The sequence below is a fragment of the Bradyrhizobium genosp. P genome (genome assembly GCF_049949265.1).
Taxonomy (GTDB): Bacteria; Pseudomonadota; Alphaproteobacteria; order Rhizobiales; family Xanthobacteraceae; genus Bradyrhizobium.
The window spans coordinates 4,486,820-4,501,276 of sequence record NZ_CP188195.1; the positions used below are offsets into that span (position 1 = coordinate 4,486,820).

Here is a 14,457-nt window from a genome sequence, read left to right on the forward strand (position 1 = left end):
CCAAGAGCCGCCGGGCGCTTTGAATATCGGAGGGTGCCGTGACTTCCATGCTTCGTGCTTGCCGCCTTGGAGTTGCTCTTCTCGCAATGACATCTTCGCTCGCAACGGCTTCTGATCAATCCGTTGCGCTGCGGCTCGGCACCAAGTCCGTGCTAACCCTTGATAGGCCTTTCGCGACGATACTGATCGCCGATCCGCATGTCGTCGATGTGCACCAGCAGGGCGATCAGACTGCAAGTCTGGAGCCGCTGACCGCTGGAAGCACGGTTATCGTCTTTGTAGACGCGCAAAGTATCGTGATCGCCAACGTCAGGGTATTTGTCTGCGGAATCGCGGCCCGCGCCCGTACGCCGTGTCCGGCAACGACGATCCGACCCTCATCGTCCGGGAAATCTACATCTATCTGAGTGCTCATCGTTTTGCGTCCTGGGCAAGACGCCGTCCCGAGGTCGGCACGCGAAGTGCCAGCGGCGCGTCCTCGAATTCCTCTACGAGCGCCATCGCTTCGTCGAGGTAGCCTGAGCTTTTCGGCCCCGACGCAACGACGCGGCGGGAGAAGCAGCGCGTATGGAGGCACATATGACACCCGACCAAGTCAAGCTCGTCCAGGGCACCTTTTCCAAAGTGGCACCGATCTCGGAACAGACGGCGGTCGTCTTCTACGACCGCCTGTTCGAGGTCGCGCCCGTGGTCAAGGCGATGTTCCCGTCAGACATGAGCGAGCAGCGCAAGAAGCTGATGGCGACGCTCGCCGTCGTCGTCAACGGGCTGACTGATCTGCCGTCCATCCTTCCCGCCGCCAGCGCACTCGCCAAGCGCCATGTCGGCTATGGCGCCCGTCCGGAGCATTATCCCGTGGTCGGCGCAGCGCTGCTCTGGACGCTGGAGGAAGGACTCGGCAACGCCTGGACCCCTGATGTCGCCGCCGCCTGGACCGCGGCCTACGACACGTTGTCCGGCTATATGATCTCCGAGGCTTACGGCAGCGCGCAGCCGGCCGAATAGGCAGTGGCTGTAGGCGCGGCGCTGCTCATGTCGCGCTTCGTCAAGGGTAAGCCAGAATGGCGGATGCATCGCGCGGATCAAATCCTGCACCGGCCAGAGTTGCATCGACGTCGCGTAGGTGTTTCGGTCCTGCTGGGCAGGGGCGTACCGAAACGAATTTGGCGAGGATTTCACAAACACTATCGAGGTGAGTGTAGCAGATCGACCCGTGCAAGAATCGACGCCTCACGGACTCATGTCCGCCGATCTCGTCCGCCGCAATTGCCACGGGCGAAGCCGCAGCCCAGTTTGTCTCGCGCCCGAACATGGATGGAGAAGGACGCCGTGTGGTTGACCTTAACTGTTATTTTTTCAGATCAGCGGCAAAGAACTTGGCGGCCTCGGCCTTCGATTCCTGATCTGCCTTGGCGTCGTATCGGATCGCGATGTTGAACTTCTTGCCGAGTTCGGTGGCTTCGGGGTTCGTGAACGCGTGCACGGCGCCGGGATACTCGATGATCCGGTAATCGACCTTCGCTGCGTCGAAATCCTTCTTCAGCACAGCGTACTGCTCAGGCTTGACGAAGGGGTCGTCCGCACCGTTCATGATGAGGATTTTCGCCTTGACGGCTCCCGGTGCCGGCGCGGGGGTATTGAGACCGAGCGAAGCATGGAAGCCCGCCACCGCGGCGAGATCGGCGCCGGCGCGCGCCATGTTCAGCACGACCGCGCCGCCGAAGCAGTAACCGACGGCGCCGATCCGCTTGGGATCGACCGAGGCTTGCTTGGCGAGCTGGTCCCGCGCGGCGTTGAAGCGCTGCTCCATCACCGACGGGGTCTTCATGACCGACGACGAGAGCGCGCCGGCGTCCTTCGGGTTGTCGGCGGTCTTGGCGTCGCCGTACATGTCGGCGATGAGGACTGTGTAACCCTGCTGCGCGAAGTTCCGCGCCTCGTCATGGATGTGCTTGGTGATGCCCCACCATTCATGCACCATCACGATCCCGGGCTGCTTGGCTGCGGTCGCGTCGTCGTAGACGACGAAGCCCTTCATCGTGGCCTCGCCGTCCGAATAGGTGACCGGCTCTTCCCGGACCGCAGCGTTTGCGCTCGTGACCATTGCGATGGCGCAAAGGGCTCCCAGTAGATTCGTTCGCATCGCTGACCTCCCGCGGGTTTGGCGCAATGATATTGGCATACCAGGGATTCCTGCGCCAGACCGTAACAGCGTTGATGGTGGACCTTGTAGTCTCCCTCAGGGGACTTGACTGCGACGGCGGAGGCCGGCGGTGGATAACGGGTTCCGGTTTCAGCGAAGCGCATGAGCTTTTCTCAGCGTCTTCTCGCGTGGACTCCGAGCTTGTCCAGACCTGCTGGATACCGGTGAAGAACAGATAGCGGCGTCACCACGGCAGCGTTCCGAGTTTTGCGTGCGTGAACGTGCCCGTTGGGCCATCCGGGCCGAGCAAGGCGACGCGTACCGCCTCGCGGGCGCCGTCCTCGACGGTCTCCGTGCCCGCATAACCGTTGAGATTTGTCCTGGTGAATCCCGGGGAAACGGCGTTGACCTTGATTCCTTCCGCTTCCAGCTCGATTGCCATCGCGAGCGTGATGGCGTTGAGCGCCGTCTTCGAGGCAGGATAGACCGGCCCGAAGATCGGGCGATGGGAGTTGGCCGGGTCGGCGTTCATCGCCAGCGAGCCGGCGCCGCTCGATACGTTGACGATACGGGCGCCCGGCGCCGCGCGCAGCAGCGGCAGCATCGCCTGGTAGACGGCGAGCACGCCGAACACGTTGGTCTCCCACACCGCGCGCATCTCATCGAGCGATACGTTGCTCGGCCGGGTGGTCGCGGCGTACTCGGCGACGGACTGGGCCGGCCGCTTGCTCGTGTTGGAGATCGCCGCGTTCTGGATCAGCACGTCGAGACGGCCAAGCTCGCTGCGGACGCGCTGCGCCGCGGCCGTGATCGAGGCCGGATCCGTGACGTCGAGTTGCAGCGCGTGAGCGTCCGGCCCGACCTCCGTCGCCGCGGCCACGCCGCGTTCGAAATTGCGCGACCCGACCAGCACGATGAAGCCGTGCGCGACGAGGTCCTTTGCAATCTGAAGACCGATTCCCTGATTGGCCCCGGTGACGAGGGCGACCTGCTTGTCTTGCATGTTGATCTCCGTTCGAGAGGTTTATTCCGTGCTTACGCTGACGCTGCCTCGGCCCAGATCACGGCGTCGGCCCCGGCGGGGATGCGCATGGGGCTCGCTGGATCGTTCACCGCGCGCCACACCGCGCGCATCGTGGCGACGACCTTCCAGTTGCGGTCGAGGAAGTAGCTGCTGGTTTCGAGGCCGAACCCGGACGAGCATCCGGTAATCAGGACGGTTTTCATGGGGACTCTTGCGGGTGGTTTGTGATGACCGGAACGTAGATTGCCCGGGCAGGACTTTCTACAATAGGAAGTCTAGTTTTCGTTTGCAGGAGTCCGGAAGTGATCGATCCGCTTCCAGAGGTCGTTACGCTGCTGCAACCGGGCGCCGCGTTCTCGAAAGTCGTCAGCGGCGCCGGTCCATGGCGTGTTCGCCGCCCGGATGCCGGCGAGCCCTTCTATGGTGTCATCCTCGAGGGATCCTGCCGCCTTGGAATCGAGGGACACGAGCCGGTCAACCTCGTGGCGGGCGACTTCGTCCTGAGTTGGCGCGATCGCGGCGATGCGTCGAGCGCGCACTCATCAGGATTGACTCCTGGGTAAGGTCTCGCGTTATGCAACCGATGCGAGAAATGAGCGCACGCGATTTTCACACTTATTCATCGACAGCATAAAATCGACACAGACCTGTTACCGGCGGCGGCTAACGTGCCGCACGTCAACGTCATAAATCTGTAAAAGCAGGGGCACTCCGGTGAAGGGCAAATTTCTTTCGACGGTCGGATTCTGTGTGATTGCTGCCGCGCTCGCGTGCAGCGCTGTCGCCCAGGGCGACCGAGAGCGGGATCATTCTGATCCGCATAACTTCCACACGGATACACCGATCAAGCATCTCGTGGTCATCTTCAACGAGAACCGCTCGTTCGATCATTATTTTGCAACGTATCCGAAGGCGGCCAACCCGACCGGCTCGATTCCCTTCGTTGCGAAGCCGAATACGCCGAGGGTGAACAATCTCGCTAACGCCAACCTGTTGACGAACAATCCGAACCTCAACCCCGCCAACGGCACCGGCGCGACCAATCCGTTCCGTCTCGACCGCACCCAGGCCAACACCAAGTCGCAGAACCACGCCTACACGCCCGAGCAGCAGGCCTATGACAACGGCAAGGCCGATTTGTTTCCGGAATTCACCGGCCGCGGCACGGCCGGCGGCGTCGGCGCCTTCGGCACCAACGGCCAGGTGATGGGCTATTTCGACGGCAACACCGTCACCGCGTTTTGGAATTACGCCCAGAACTTCGCCATGAACGACAACACCTACACCGGCACCTACGGTCCCTCGACGCCGGGCGCGCTCGAGGTGGTCGCGGGCCAGACCAACGGCGCGGTGAACATCGTCGGCGGTTCGTCGTCGATATCAGACGGCCAGGGCGGGCTGACGCTGATCGGTGATACCGACCCCGCCTACGACCAGTGCTCGAGCGCGACCAGCACCGTGCTGATGACCAGCAAGAATATCGGCGACCTGCTCAATGCCGAGCAAATCAGCTGGGGCAGCTTCATGGGTGGCTTCGACCTGACGCTTACGAACACCAACGGCACGACCAAGTGCGCCCGCAGCACCTTCACGAGCATAGTGGGCGCCGCCACCGCGGACTACATCCCGCACCACGCCTGGTTCCAGTATTACAAGACGACGGCCAACCCGACCCATGCGCGGCCGAGCTCGCCAGCCGCGATCGGCCACACCTATGTCGATGGCAGCAAGGCCCTCGATCCGGCCAACCACGCCTACGATCTCGAGGATTTCTACGCCGCGGTCAAAGCAGGCAATTTCCCGGCCGTCTCCTACATCAAGATGCCGGCCTATCAGGACGGCCATGCCGGCTATTCCGACCCGCTCGACGAGCAGGTGGGCAATGTCGAACTGATCAACTTCCTCCAGAAGCAGCCGGAATGGCATGACACCGCCGTCATCATCGCCTACGACGACTCCGATGGCTGGTACGACCACGCCTACGCCGTGCCAACCAGCGCCTCCTATGATCCGACCGCCGATCAGGTCAACGGTCCGGGCCTGTGCGGCCTCGGTGCCGCCAAGCAGCCGCAGCCGAAGGGCCTCATTGGCAAGCCGGTGAACGGCCGCTGCGGTCCGGGCACGCGCATTCCGTTCATCGTGATCTCGCCCTTTGCGAAGCGGAATTTCGTCAGCCATACGCGTCTGACGCAGGCGTCCGTGGTGCGCTTCATCGAGGACAACTGGCTGCACGGCCAGCGCCTCGGCGGCGGATCGTTCGACGAGAGCGCCGAATCGATCATGGATCTGTTCGACTTCGATCACGATCACTCCCGCGACGATCAGGCGAGCAGGCTGTTCCTCGATCCGACGGCCGGCACGGTTATTGTCAGCCCGCCGGATGAGCACCACCACTAGAGCGTTTTCGAGCGAAGTGGATACCGGTTCGCGTGAAGAAAACGCGTCAAAAAAAGAATCCAGAGCCCCGTTCCGATCTTATCGGAACGGGAAACGCTCTGGGATTACCGGACGCGAAATGATCCGCCGCACTTTGTGGCTCCTCGGCGCCGGCCTGCTCTGCATGGCCGGCGTCGTCGCGGCAGCAGAGACCCAACAAGGTCCGGATGCGAAGCAACTGGCGGGCATGAATCCGAGCCCGGTCCACCTGATGCGCCCAGCGGTCGCGCCGCTCTCTTCGATGGCGCAACTCGGCAAACTGATCTTCTACGACGCGTCGCTGTCTGCGACGGGCGCGCTGTCCTGTGCGTCCTGTCACAGCCCGGATCACGCCTATGGCCCGCCCAATGACGCACCGGTGATGCTCGGCGGCGCCACGCTGATGCGGCAGGGCGCGCGTGCCGTTCCGTCGCTGACCTATCTCGAGCGGCAACCGAATTTCAGCATCGGACCGGAGAAGGACGAGGACGACAATGTCGTCGACCTCGCGCAGATGGCCGCGCTCGGCCAGCAGACGGTGCGCGCGAAGAAGATCGCGACGGCCACCGCTGCGGCTGCGGTCAACATCGTGCCGCAGGGCGGCCTGTTCTGGGACGGCCGCGCCGACACGCTGCAGGACCAGGCGCTGTTCCCGCTGCTCGACGCCAACGAGATGGATGGCGGCAGCCTCGAGGTGGTCGCCGACAAGCTGCAGCGCGCACCCTATGCGCTGCGCCTCGTCGAACTGTTCGGTGCCGGCATCTTCGAGAACAAGCGGTTGCTGGTCGCAGAGGCGATGTTCGCGGTCGCGCGCTATCAGGTGGAAGAGGCGAGCTTCCATCCCTATAGCAGCAAGTACGACTACTGGCTGGAGGGCAAGGCACGCTTGAGCGAGGCCGAGCTGCGCGGCCTGCAATTGTTCAACGACCCCGAGAAGGCCAATTGCGCCGGCTGTCACACCTCGGCGCCGACCCGCGACGGCCTGCCGCCGTTGTTCACCGACCATCAGTACGAGGCGCTCGGCGCGCCGCGCAACACCGCGCTCGCGGGCAATGGCGATCCCGGCTATTTCGATCTCGGGGTGTGCGGCCCGCAGCGCACCGACATATCACAGCAGACGCAATATTGCGGCATGTTCCTGACGCCGACCTTGCGCAACATCGCGACCCGACGCGCGTTCTTCCACAACGGCTTCTTCCATAGCCTCGAGCAGGTGCTCGACTTCTACAATTTTCGCGATACGAATCCGGAGAAGGTCTATCCGCGTCAAGCGGACGGAACGGTGCGGAAATACGACGACCTGCCGGCGAAGTATCACGCCAATATCGACGTCAGCGATCCACCTTTCGATCGCCATTTGGGCGATACGCCGGCGATGACGGCGCAGGATGAAGCCGACATCATCGCCTTCCTCAGGACGTTGACGGATGGTTACCAGCCGGAACCTTGAGACCGGCCCTGCGATGGTGTCTTCGGCAACTTCCTGCCACCGAGCCGGCGCCGGCGTGAGTTGGCAGCGGCCGCCCGGCGGCGCATAATGAGCGCATGAACGTCATTGAAGGCAACGGCGCCAGGATCCCCGCAATCGGGCTCGGCACATGGGAGTTGCGCGGTCGCACCTGTGCGCGGATCGTCGAGCAGGCGCTGCGGCTTGGCTATCGCCACATCGACACCGCCCAGATCTACGAGAACGAGCGCGAGGTCGGGGAGGGGCTGCGCGCCTCCGGCGTCAAGCGCGACGACGTCTTCGTCACCACCAAGGTCTGGACCAGCCATTTCATGCCGAAGGACCTCGAGCGATCGGCCAAGGAGAGCCTCGCGCGGCTGCGCCTGACCGAGGTCGACCTGCTGCTGCTGCACTGGCCCAATCCGCAGGTGCCGCTCGCCGAGACGCTCAGTGCGCTGGCGCGGGTCAAGCAGGCCGGGCTGGCGCGCCATATCGGCGTCTCGAACTTTACGGTGGCGTTGATCGAGGAAGCGGTGGCGGCCTGTCCGGAGCCGCTGGTCTGCGATCAGGTCGAGTACCATCCCTATCTCGATCAGGCCAAGGTGATGGACGCCTGCGCGCGCCACGGCATGGCGCTCGTCGCCTACAGCCCGATCGCTAAAGGGCGGATCAAGGGCGACCGCGCGCTGGCGCGGATCGGTGACCGCTATAGCAAGACCGCCGCGCAGGTCTGTTTGCGCTGGCTGGTGCAACAAAATGTTTCTGCGATCCCGCGGACCTCGAAGCTCGAGCGGCTGCAGGAAAACCTTGATATCTTCGATTTCGAGCTGTCTGAGGCGGATATGCACGAGATATCCGCGATGGGCAGCCCCAGCGGCCGGCTGACCGATTCCGGTTTTGCGCCGAAATGGGATTGAGGCAGGTTGGCCCCAACCGCTATGCTAGACGGCGGGGAGACATCACGATTTGATCGAGTGGGATGAAGTTCCGGCCAAACGCTGACATGATGGCGTCGGTGCTCGTGCACCTGTTGCTGCTTGCGCTGATTTTCCTGTATTCGGAAGTCCATCAGTTCGATCCTGTCGCGGCTGACACGATTCCGGTCGAGGTCGTGACGCAGCAGGAGGCCGCCGAGATCAAGCCCGATCCGACGCCGAGCCCGTCGCCGACGCCGGATTTTCAGTTGCCGTCGCTCGACAAGCCGACGGCCCCCGAATCCGCCGCTCAGACGCCAGCGCAGCAACCGTCACAGAAGCAGGCGCCGCAGCCGCAACAGCAGAGCCAGCAGAAGCAGGCGACGCCGCCACAACAGCAGCCTCAGCAGAAACAGGCGACGCCGCCGGCGCCGACGCCCAGTCCCGCCCCGCAGCAAGCGGCAAAGGCTGAGCCGCCTCCGGCGCCGCAGCAACCGGCGCAGCCGCCGCAGCCGGCCTACGCGACGCCGGAGCCTGACGTTTCCGTCAAATACGGTGTCATGCTCGGCCTGCCGCCCGATTTGTCGGCGCGGACGCCCGCCGCGGCGCCTGCCGGCAGCGCACCTGGTAAGGACAATTTCGACGCGCCGGCCAGCGAAACGGCCGATATCGGCACCGGCGTCGTCGTGGAGTTCCGCCGCCATCTGAAGACCTGCCTGAGGCTTCCGCCCAACCTGAACCCGGAAGACGACGTCAGGGTCAAGCTGCGGGTGCTCATGACACCGGACGGCAAGCTCGCATCGGCCCCGCAGCTGATCGAGGCGACCGCGTCAGCGAAGGGCCCGCTCCTGATGAAGAGCGCGACCAGCGCGCTGCAGGCCTGCCAGCCTTATGGGATGCTGCCCAGGGATCGTTACGGCGAATGGAAGGTGCTCGATCTCGACTTCACGCCGCGCGATTTTGGGTCATGAGCCCGATTGCCTCGCAACGCCGAGACTAGCTCGTCGTCCGTTAAGAAACCGAATTAAGCGGAGAGCGGTCGCTGGCGGCAGCGATGAGGGTGGTCAGGATCAGGCACCAAAGAGCCCTTAGCCAGGCGATGATGCGGCGGAAGTTGTGGCCGACGGCTGAGAGGATGACGTTAGCCGCATCGCCGGCGCGGCCTTTGAGGTAGCAGCGGCCGAGGTGACCATCGGTCTTCAGGTGTCCGATGATGGGTTCGATGGCGGAGCGGCGGCGCAGCTCGCGCTTGATGACACCGAAGACGCCGCGCTTCTGGCCAGAGATGAAGATTCGGCGGGGATTTTGTGCGTTGTGACCGCGGTATCCCTTGTCGACATAGGCCCGCTCGATCGCGCAGCCGGTGAGTGTCTCGGTGCGGTCAATGACGTCCTGCAAGGTATGACCGTCGTACGGGTTATCGGGTAGCGCCGTGGCGTGCAGCACGAACAGGCCCCCAGGAGCCAGGCGGTTGTTGGTGACGATGGAGGCTTTGACGCCGAACTCGTAAGGCGCGGCTGCTTTGCCCTTGCCGATGCACTCCACCTCCGGGGCGTGGAAGGAATAGAGCTTCCAGCCGCGCTGGCGTTGCTGCTGCGAGCGGATCTGCGAAGCCCGGCTGAGCGGGAGGGCGAACGCGTTCTCGATCACAGCCTGACCTTCGATCTTGCGGCGGAGATCGCGGATGATCCGGCCCAGCCGGCTACGCAGGATGCGCAACTGCCGCTGATGCCGTTTGAATTGCTTGGCATGGGCGTAGCGCCCCGCCATCATTGCCGCGGTCTTGGCAATGCGAAGGTAGGACTGCCGCAGCTTGACCCCGTGCTTCCTCGCCAGGCGGTTGAGCCCCTTGATCGCCGCGTGCAGCAGCTTGGCATCGGTCGGGAAGGTGATCGCCTTCGGCTGCACGGTGGTATGTGCGCCATGACGGCGCGAAGAAGGAGGTTGAATATGTAGACCATCTTTCGAGCAGCCTTGCTGCGCAAGAGATGAGGGCAGGTCCCTCGGACTCGGATTGCAGGATCAGAGTCCAAACCGCCACAAGCTGCTTTAGCTCAATGGCTGAGGTGGTGAGCGTTGCTGGAAAAGGCGGGCAATCAGCCCGTCAGGTGAGCCACGGGAAGACGAACGCAAGTAAACCGCCGATGATGCATCGAAAGTACAGTTCAGGTGTTGTCGAAACCAGGGGCGATACCACCTCCTGGGATCAAGCGCGGCGAGAGCCTGTCTATTGGCCGAGCGGCAACCGGTGTAGAGGCGGCGTGATCCCGATGGCAGGCTCTTGCGCGGAACATGGGAACCTGCGTCGCGATGCCAAGGGAGACCCCAAAGGCGGCGGACCCGCCGAGGGCAGAGTACCAATGCGCGACGCAGGGGCGGACGGGTTCGTAATAGTGATGAGGCCCGGTAATACGGGCGGAGCGAAGGGACCCGATCTTCCAGCCAAAGTCACAGGCCAACCGGAAACGGGAGGAGCCGATGACTGAGGCAAAGTCGTATCAGATCCCCAAGCATCTCGTTTGGGAAGCTTGGAAACAGGTGAAAGCGAACCGCGGGTCAGCGGGTGTGGACGGGGTCTCCATCGAGGAATTCGAAAAGGACTTGAAGAGAAACCTCTACAAGATCTGGAATCGAATGTCGTCGGGGACATACTTTCCGCCTCCCGTCCGTCTCGTGGAAATTCCCAAGGCTAATGGAGGGAAGCGACCGTTAGGAATACCCTCTATAGCTGACCGCGTGGCTCAGACGGTTGCAAAGATGGTTATGGAGCCGACGATGGAACGAATATTCCATCCCGACTCCTATGGCTATCGGCCCGGCCGTTCGGCGCTTGACGCAGTCGGGACAGCGCGAAAGCGTTGCTGGAAATTCGACTGGGTTATCGACCTTGATATCAAGTCGTTCTTCGACTCGATTCCTTGGCACCTGATCGAAAAGGCCGTCGCCCACCACACGGAACTGAGTTGGATTCGTCTCTACGTAAAGCGGTGGCTGCAAGCTCCCGTGGAGAAAGAAGACGGAATCCTTGTGGAGGGAACACGCGGAACCCCTCAGGGTTCAGTGGTTTCACCGCTGCTCGCAAATTTGGTTCTGCACTATGCATTCGATCACTGGATGCAGCGGACCTTCCCTTGTTTGTGTTTCGAAAGATACGCTGACGATGCGATAGTCCATTGCAGAACTGAAAGCGAGGCTCGAACCGTGATGGAGGCGATCCGAAAACGTCTTACGGAATGCGGTCTGGAGCTCCACCCGGAGAAAACCCGGATCGTCTACTGCAAGGATAATAAACGGAGAAAGGAATGCGAACACATCTCGTTCGACTTCCTTGGCTACACCTTCCAGCCGCGCAGCGCTCGCGATCGAAAGGGCGAGAAGTTCCTCAACTTCCTCCCGGCAATCAGCAACAAGGCTGCCAAAGGAATCCGACAAACCATTCGCTCATGGCGACTGGGTTCGACGCGAAACCACTGGAGTCTTGAAGAACTCGCCAAGCTGATTGATCCTGTCGTGCAAGGATGGCTGAACTATTATGGACGGTTTTACCGGACAGAATGTGTCAACGTCCTTCGTCACGTTAACGACGCGCTCGCCCGTTGGACGAGGCGGAAATACAAGCGGTTGAAAGGCCGGAAAGTCGCCTCAGTATATTGGTTGGGACGGCTCGCACAGCGCGATCCGAACCTGCTCTATTTGTGGCGAGTCGGCATTCGACCTGCGGCTGGAAGATAGAAGCCGGATAAATCGAGAGGTTCACGTCCGGTTTCGTGAGAGCCTCGGGGTGCAATTCCCCGGGGCTACTCGACCGACCGTGACCCGCTTGAGGTCCTGGCTGCGTAACGCGCCGGCCTCGTGCGCCACCCGCAAGCTCTCGGCCAGCAACAGCTCCAGCTTGTTGCCGAGCCGTTTGCGCCAGTGGCTCAGGTCCGAGCGCTCGTGCGGGAAGGCGTGCTGAAAGAACTCTTCGCCGGTGAAGAACTGGAAGTACGGGTCGTGGACCCAGCGCTCGCACACCCCCTCATCGGACAGGCCATAAACGTGCTTGAGCAACAGCAGCCCGATCATGAATCGGGTCGCGATGCCTGGCCGACCGTTCTCGCTATAGAGTGGCGCGATCTCACCGTCGATCCAGTCCCAATCGACTTTGCCGGCGAGCTGAACCAGCTCGTGCTTCATATTGATGATCTGGTCCAGCCTGGCCCGGAACAGATCGCCCGATCCCGTCGTCCTGTGCTTCTTCGGTCGCATCGCCACCTCCGATGCGACGACGGAATCATGACTGGCGATTCGACGGAATCCTGAAAATGAAATTGCAGGGTTCCGATGCTCGAAGCATCAAAACCCTGCAATCGCAAAACAGTCCACAACGACAAATGCGATTCTAGCTCAATCGCTTAGCCGCTCTTCACGGACGACTAGCTCCCCATCGCCTCCCAGGCATTCGAGGCAAACTGCCGGCGCCAGACCACGATCACAACCGCGGCCGTGGTGGCGAACAGCACCCAGGGACTGACGAACCAGCCGAGATAGCCGAGCGCGAAGAAGAATGCCCGCTGCCCGCGATTGAAGTGCTGGCCGGCGGATTCGAACGGCCGCGTGGTGCGGATCACGTGGGCTTCCGCTTCCGCCGTGTCGCGCTGGGTTGCCGGCGGCATCGCGCCGAACAGGATCGCGACATAGTTGAACAGGCGATAGGCCAGGCGAATTTGAAGAACGTGTAGATGAAGATCAGGATCAGCCCGACGCATTTGACTTCCCACAGCGCAGGCGAGGGGCTGAGGTTGACCGGCAGCGTGCCGAGCACGGCGAGCGCATCGTTGGTTTCGCGCAACAGCGCCAATGCGCCGCCGATCGCGAGCAGGCTGGTGGAGGCAAAGAACCCGGTGCCGTTCTGCAGACTGGCCATGATCTGCATGTCGACCATCCGCGCCTCGCGGTTGAGCAGATTCCTGACCCAGATCTCGCGATAGACGTGCATGCGCGAAGACAGGCTGTCGCGTCCGTAGGCGGTGTGCTCCAGCGTGATGGCGTAGACCGTCCATTCCAGCGCGAAGAAGCCGACCGCAAAGACATCGACCCAATAGCCAGTCATGTTGCTTTCCCTCAAGACCGCGCCGTTGCGCCGTGCCTTGTCGTAGCGAGGCGGCTCCGCGTCATGTACAGGTTGAACGCGTGCAATGCACTATGGCAAGATGCACGTGACAACAGGATTCTCCGCACAATGTTGAAGCTCGTCATCGGCAACAAGAACTATTCGTCATGGTCGATGCGGCCGTGGCTGGCGCTGCGCGCCAACGACATCCCGTTCGAGGACATCTTCATTCCGCTCTATACCGACCAGGCCGACAAGGACCGCATCCTCAGCGTCAGCGATTCAGGCAAGGTGCCGGCGCTGATCGACGGCGACGTGACGGTGTGGGATTCGCTCGCGATCATCGAATATCTCGCCGAGCGGTTTCCGGACGCAAGGCTCTGGCCGGCGGATCGCGCCGCACGCGCACATGCCCGCGCGATCTCGGCGGAGATGCATTCCGGATTCATGGCGCTGCGCAACGAATGCGGCATGAACCTGCACCGCCCGATCCGCGCCGTGGCGCTGTCGGACGACGCGCGCGCCAATGTCGCGCGGATCCAGGAGATCTGGGCCGATTGCCACGCCCGCTACGGCAAGCAGGGACCGTTCCTGTTCGGCGCATTCTCCGGCGCGGATGCGATGTACGCACCGGTGGTGCATCGCTTTCGCAGCTATGCGATCCCGGTGCAGGGCGCGGCGCAGCATTATTTCGACGCCATGTTGTCGCTTCCGGCCTTTCAGGAGTGGACCCGCGACGGCCTCGCCGAGACATTGCTGATCGACCGATTCGAGCACGTCTGACGGGCGCGTCGGCTTCCGAATTGTGACAGCGGTGGCAAAGATCGCGGCTTGACGGCGGAAGGCCAAAGGCGTCTGAATCCGCGGAATCGGTCTTTTGCAATTCGCTTGAAAGGGCTTGGACCATGGGCATTCTGGATTCAATTGAGAACTCGCCCGAGTTGAGGGGGATGCTTGGCCAGCTCGGCGCGGCGGTGCTCCCCGCGGTGCTCGGCGAAGTGATGGGCAATGGCGCCGGGCAGGGCGGACTGTCGGCCATCGTCGCCAAACTGGAGCAGGCCGGCCTTGGCGACCAGGTCAAATCCTGGATCGGCAACGGCCAGAACCTGCCGATCACGGCCGACCAGCTCCAGCAGGCGCTCGGCAGCGACACGGTCAAGCAATTGGCTGCCCGGTTCAACATCCCGATCGACCAGCTCTCCAAGGTCCTCGCCCAGCAGCTTCCGACCGCGGTCGATAATGCCAGCCCCAACGGCAAGCTGCCGCATACCGCCTGAACGCCCGGAACCCGGTTAGGCGGCAGGCTGGCGAACGATCTCCGCGGAACCGCCAACGGTCGCCTATCGCGCTGAAAAAGCTGCAAAATTGCGCATTTCTCATGCCCTAATCCTGCTGGATTTTGGGGAGTGCCGTGTGCTAGGT

12 protein-coding genes and 4 pseudogenes are annotated in these 14,457 nt (G+C 62.5%); 10 read left to right on the forward strand and 6 right to left on the reverse strand.

The window, feature by feature from the left end:
• Positions 1 to 47 precede the first annotated feature (47 nt).
• On the forward strand, positions 48 to 407 hold the full coding sequence (locus tag ACP2YO_RS21605; RefSeq protein WP_426443282.1) for a pilus assembly protein N-terminal domain-containing protein: 360 nt from the start codon (positions 48 to 50) through the stop codon (positions 405 to 407).
• Between the two features lie 172 nt (positions 408 to 579).
• The gene (locus tag ACP2YO_RS21610) at positions 580 to 1,005 is read left to right on the forward strand and encodes a globin family protein (RefSeq protein WP_426442596.1); all 426 of its coding nucleotides are present in this window, start codon (positions 580 to 582) and stop codon (positions 1,003 to 1,005) included.
• A gap of 343 nt (positions 1,006 to 1,348) precedes the next feature.
• On the opposite strand, the gene ACP2YO_RS21615 is transcribed toward ACP2YO_RS21610, so the two are convergent.
• The 3 genes and pseudogenes from ACP2YO_RS21615 to ACP2YO_RS21625 all read right to left on the reverse strand — a co-directional run.
• A complete protein-coding gene (locus ACP2YO_RS21615) occupies positions 1,349 to 2,143 on the reverse strand; it encodes a dienelactone hydrolase family protein (RefSeq protein ID WP_426442597.1) in 795 nt (264 codons plus the stop codon).
• Between the two features lie 244 nt (positions 2,144 to 2,387).
• Positions 2,388 to 3,146: an SDR family NAD(P)-dependent oxidoreductase gene (locus ACP2YO_RS21620; RefSeq protein WP_426442598.1), complete on the reverse strand. Its 759-nt coding sequence runs from the start codon at positions 3,144 to 3,146 to the stop codon at positions 2,388 to 2,390.
• Positions 3,147 to 3,271: 125 nt separating this feature from the next.
• Positions 3,272 to 3,370, reverse strand: a pseudogene (locus ACP2YO_RS21625) (short-chain dehydrogenase/reductase); the annotation flags it as partial.
• Positions 3,371 to 3,469: 99 nt separating this feature from the next.
• On the opposite strand from ACP2YO_RS21625, the gene ACP2YO_RS21630 reads away from it, so the two are divergent.
• The 5 genes from ACP2YO_RS21630 (at position 3,470) to ACP2YO_RS21650 (ending at position 8,914) form a co-directional block, all read left to right on the forward strand.
• The gene (locus tag ACP2YO_RS21630) at positions 3,470 to 3,730 is read left to right on the forward strand and encodes a cupin domain-containing protein (RefSeq protein ID WP_426442599.1); all 261 of its coding nucleotides are present in this window, start codon (positions 3,470 to 3,472) and stop codon (positions 3,728 to 3,730) included.
• Between the two features lie 151 nt (positions 3,731 to 3,881).
• On the forward strand, positions 3,882 to 5,564 hold the full coding sequence (locus tag ACP2YO_RS21635; RefSeq protein ID WP_426442600.1) for a phospholipase C: 1,683 nt from the start codon (positions 3,882 to 3,884) through the stop codon (positions 5,562 to 5,564).
• A gap of 118 nt (positions 5,565 to 5,682) precedes the next feature.
• The gene (locus ACP2YO_RS21640; protein ID WP_426442601.1) at positions 5,683 to 7,032 is read left to right on the forward strand and encodes a cytochrome-c peroxidase; all 1,350 of its coding nucleotides are present in this window, start codon (positions 5,683 to 5,685) and stop codon (positions 7,030 to 7,032) included.
• Positions 7,033 to 7,127: 95 nt separating this feature from the next.
• Positions 7,128 to 7,946 carry an aldo/keto reductase gene (locus ACP2YO_RS21645; protein WP_426442602.1) on the forward strand — a complete coding sequence of 273 codons (819 nt, stop codon included), beginning with the start codon at positions 7,128 to 7,130 and terminating at the stop codon, positions 7,944 to 7,946.
• Positions 7,947 to 8,008: 62 nt separating this feature from the next.
• Complete coding sequence (locus ACP2YO_RS21650) at positions 8,009 to 8,914, forward strand: hypothetical protein (protein WP_426442603.1); 906 nt, start codon at positions 8,009 to 8,011, stop codon at positions 8,912 to 8,914.
• 40 nt (positions 8,915 to 8,954) lie between these two features.
• Here ACP2YO_RS21650 and ACP2YO_RS21655 read toward each other — a convergent pair.
• Positions 8,955 to 9,863 (reverse strand): annotated as a pseudogene (locus tag ACP2YO_RS21655) (IS5 family transposase); the annotation flags it as partial.
• A 558-nt stretch (positions 9,864 to 10,421) separates the two neighbouring features.
• Between ACP2YO_RS21655 and ltrA the strand changes: the two are divergent.
• Positions 10,422 to 11,675, forward strand: a complete 1,254-nt coding sequence (ltrA, locus tag ACP2YO_RS21660) for a group II intron reverse transcriptase/maturase (protein WP_426442604.1) — start codon at positions 10,422 to 10,424, stop codon at positions 11,673 to 11,675.
• A 75-nt stretch (positions 11,676 to 11,750) separates the two neighbouring features.
• Here ltrA and ACP2YO_RS21665 read toward each other — a convergent pair.
• Both ACP2YO_RS21665 and ACP2YO_RS21670 read right to left on the reverse strand, forming a co-directional pair.
• A pseudogene (locus ACP2YO_RS21665) lies at positions 11,751 to 12,191 on the reverse strand (transposase); the annotation flags it as partial.
• Positions 12,192 to 12,358: 167 nt separating this feature from the next.
• Positions 12,359 to 13,035 (reverse strand): annotated as a pseudogene (locus ACP2YO_RS21670) (DUF599 domain-containing protein).
• A gap of 129 nt (positions 13,036 to 13,164) precedes the next feature.
• Here ACP2YO_RS21670 and ACP2YO_RS21675 point away from each other — a divergent pair.
• Together ACP2YO_RS21675 and ACP2YO_RS21680 are read left to right on the forward strand one after the other, a co-directional pair.
• Positions 13,165 to 13,818: a glutathione S-transferase family protein gene (locus ACP2YO_RS21675; RefSeq protein ID WP_426442605.1), complete on the forward strand. Its 654-nt coding sequence runs from the start codon at positions 13,165 to 13,167 to the stop codon at positions 13,816 to 13,818.
• 122 nt (positions 13,819 to 13,940) lie between these two features.
• Complete coding sequence (locus ACP2YO_RS21680) at positions 13,941 to 14,312, forward strand: YidB family protein (RefSeq protein WP_426442606.1); 372 nt, start codon at positions 13,941 to 13,943, stop codon at positions 14,310 to 14,312.
• The last annotated feature ends 145 nt before the right edge of the window (positions 14,313 to 14,457 follow it).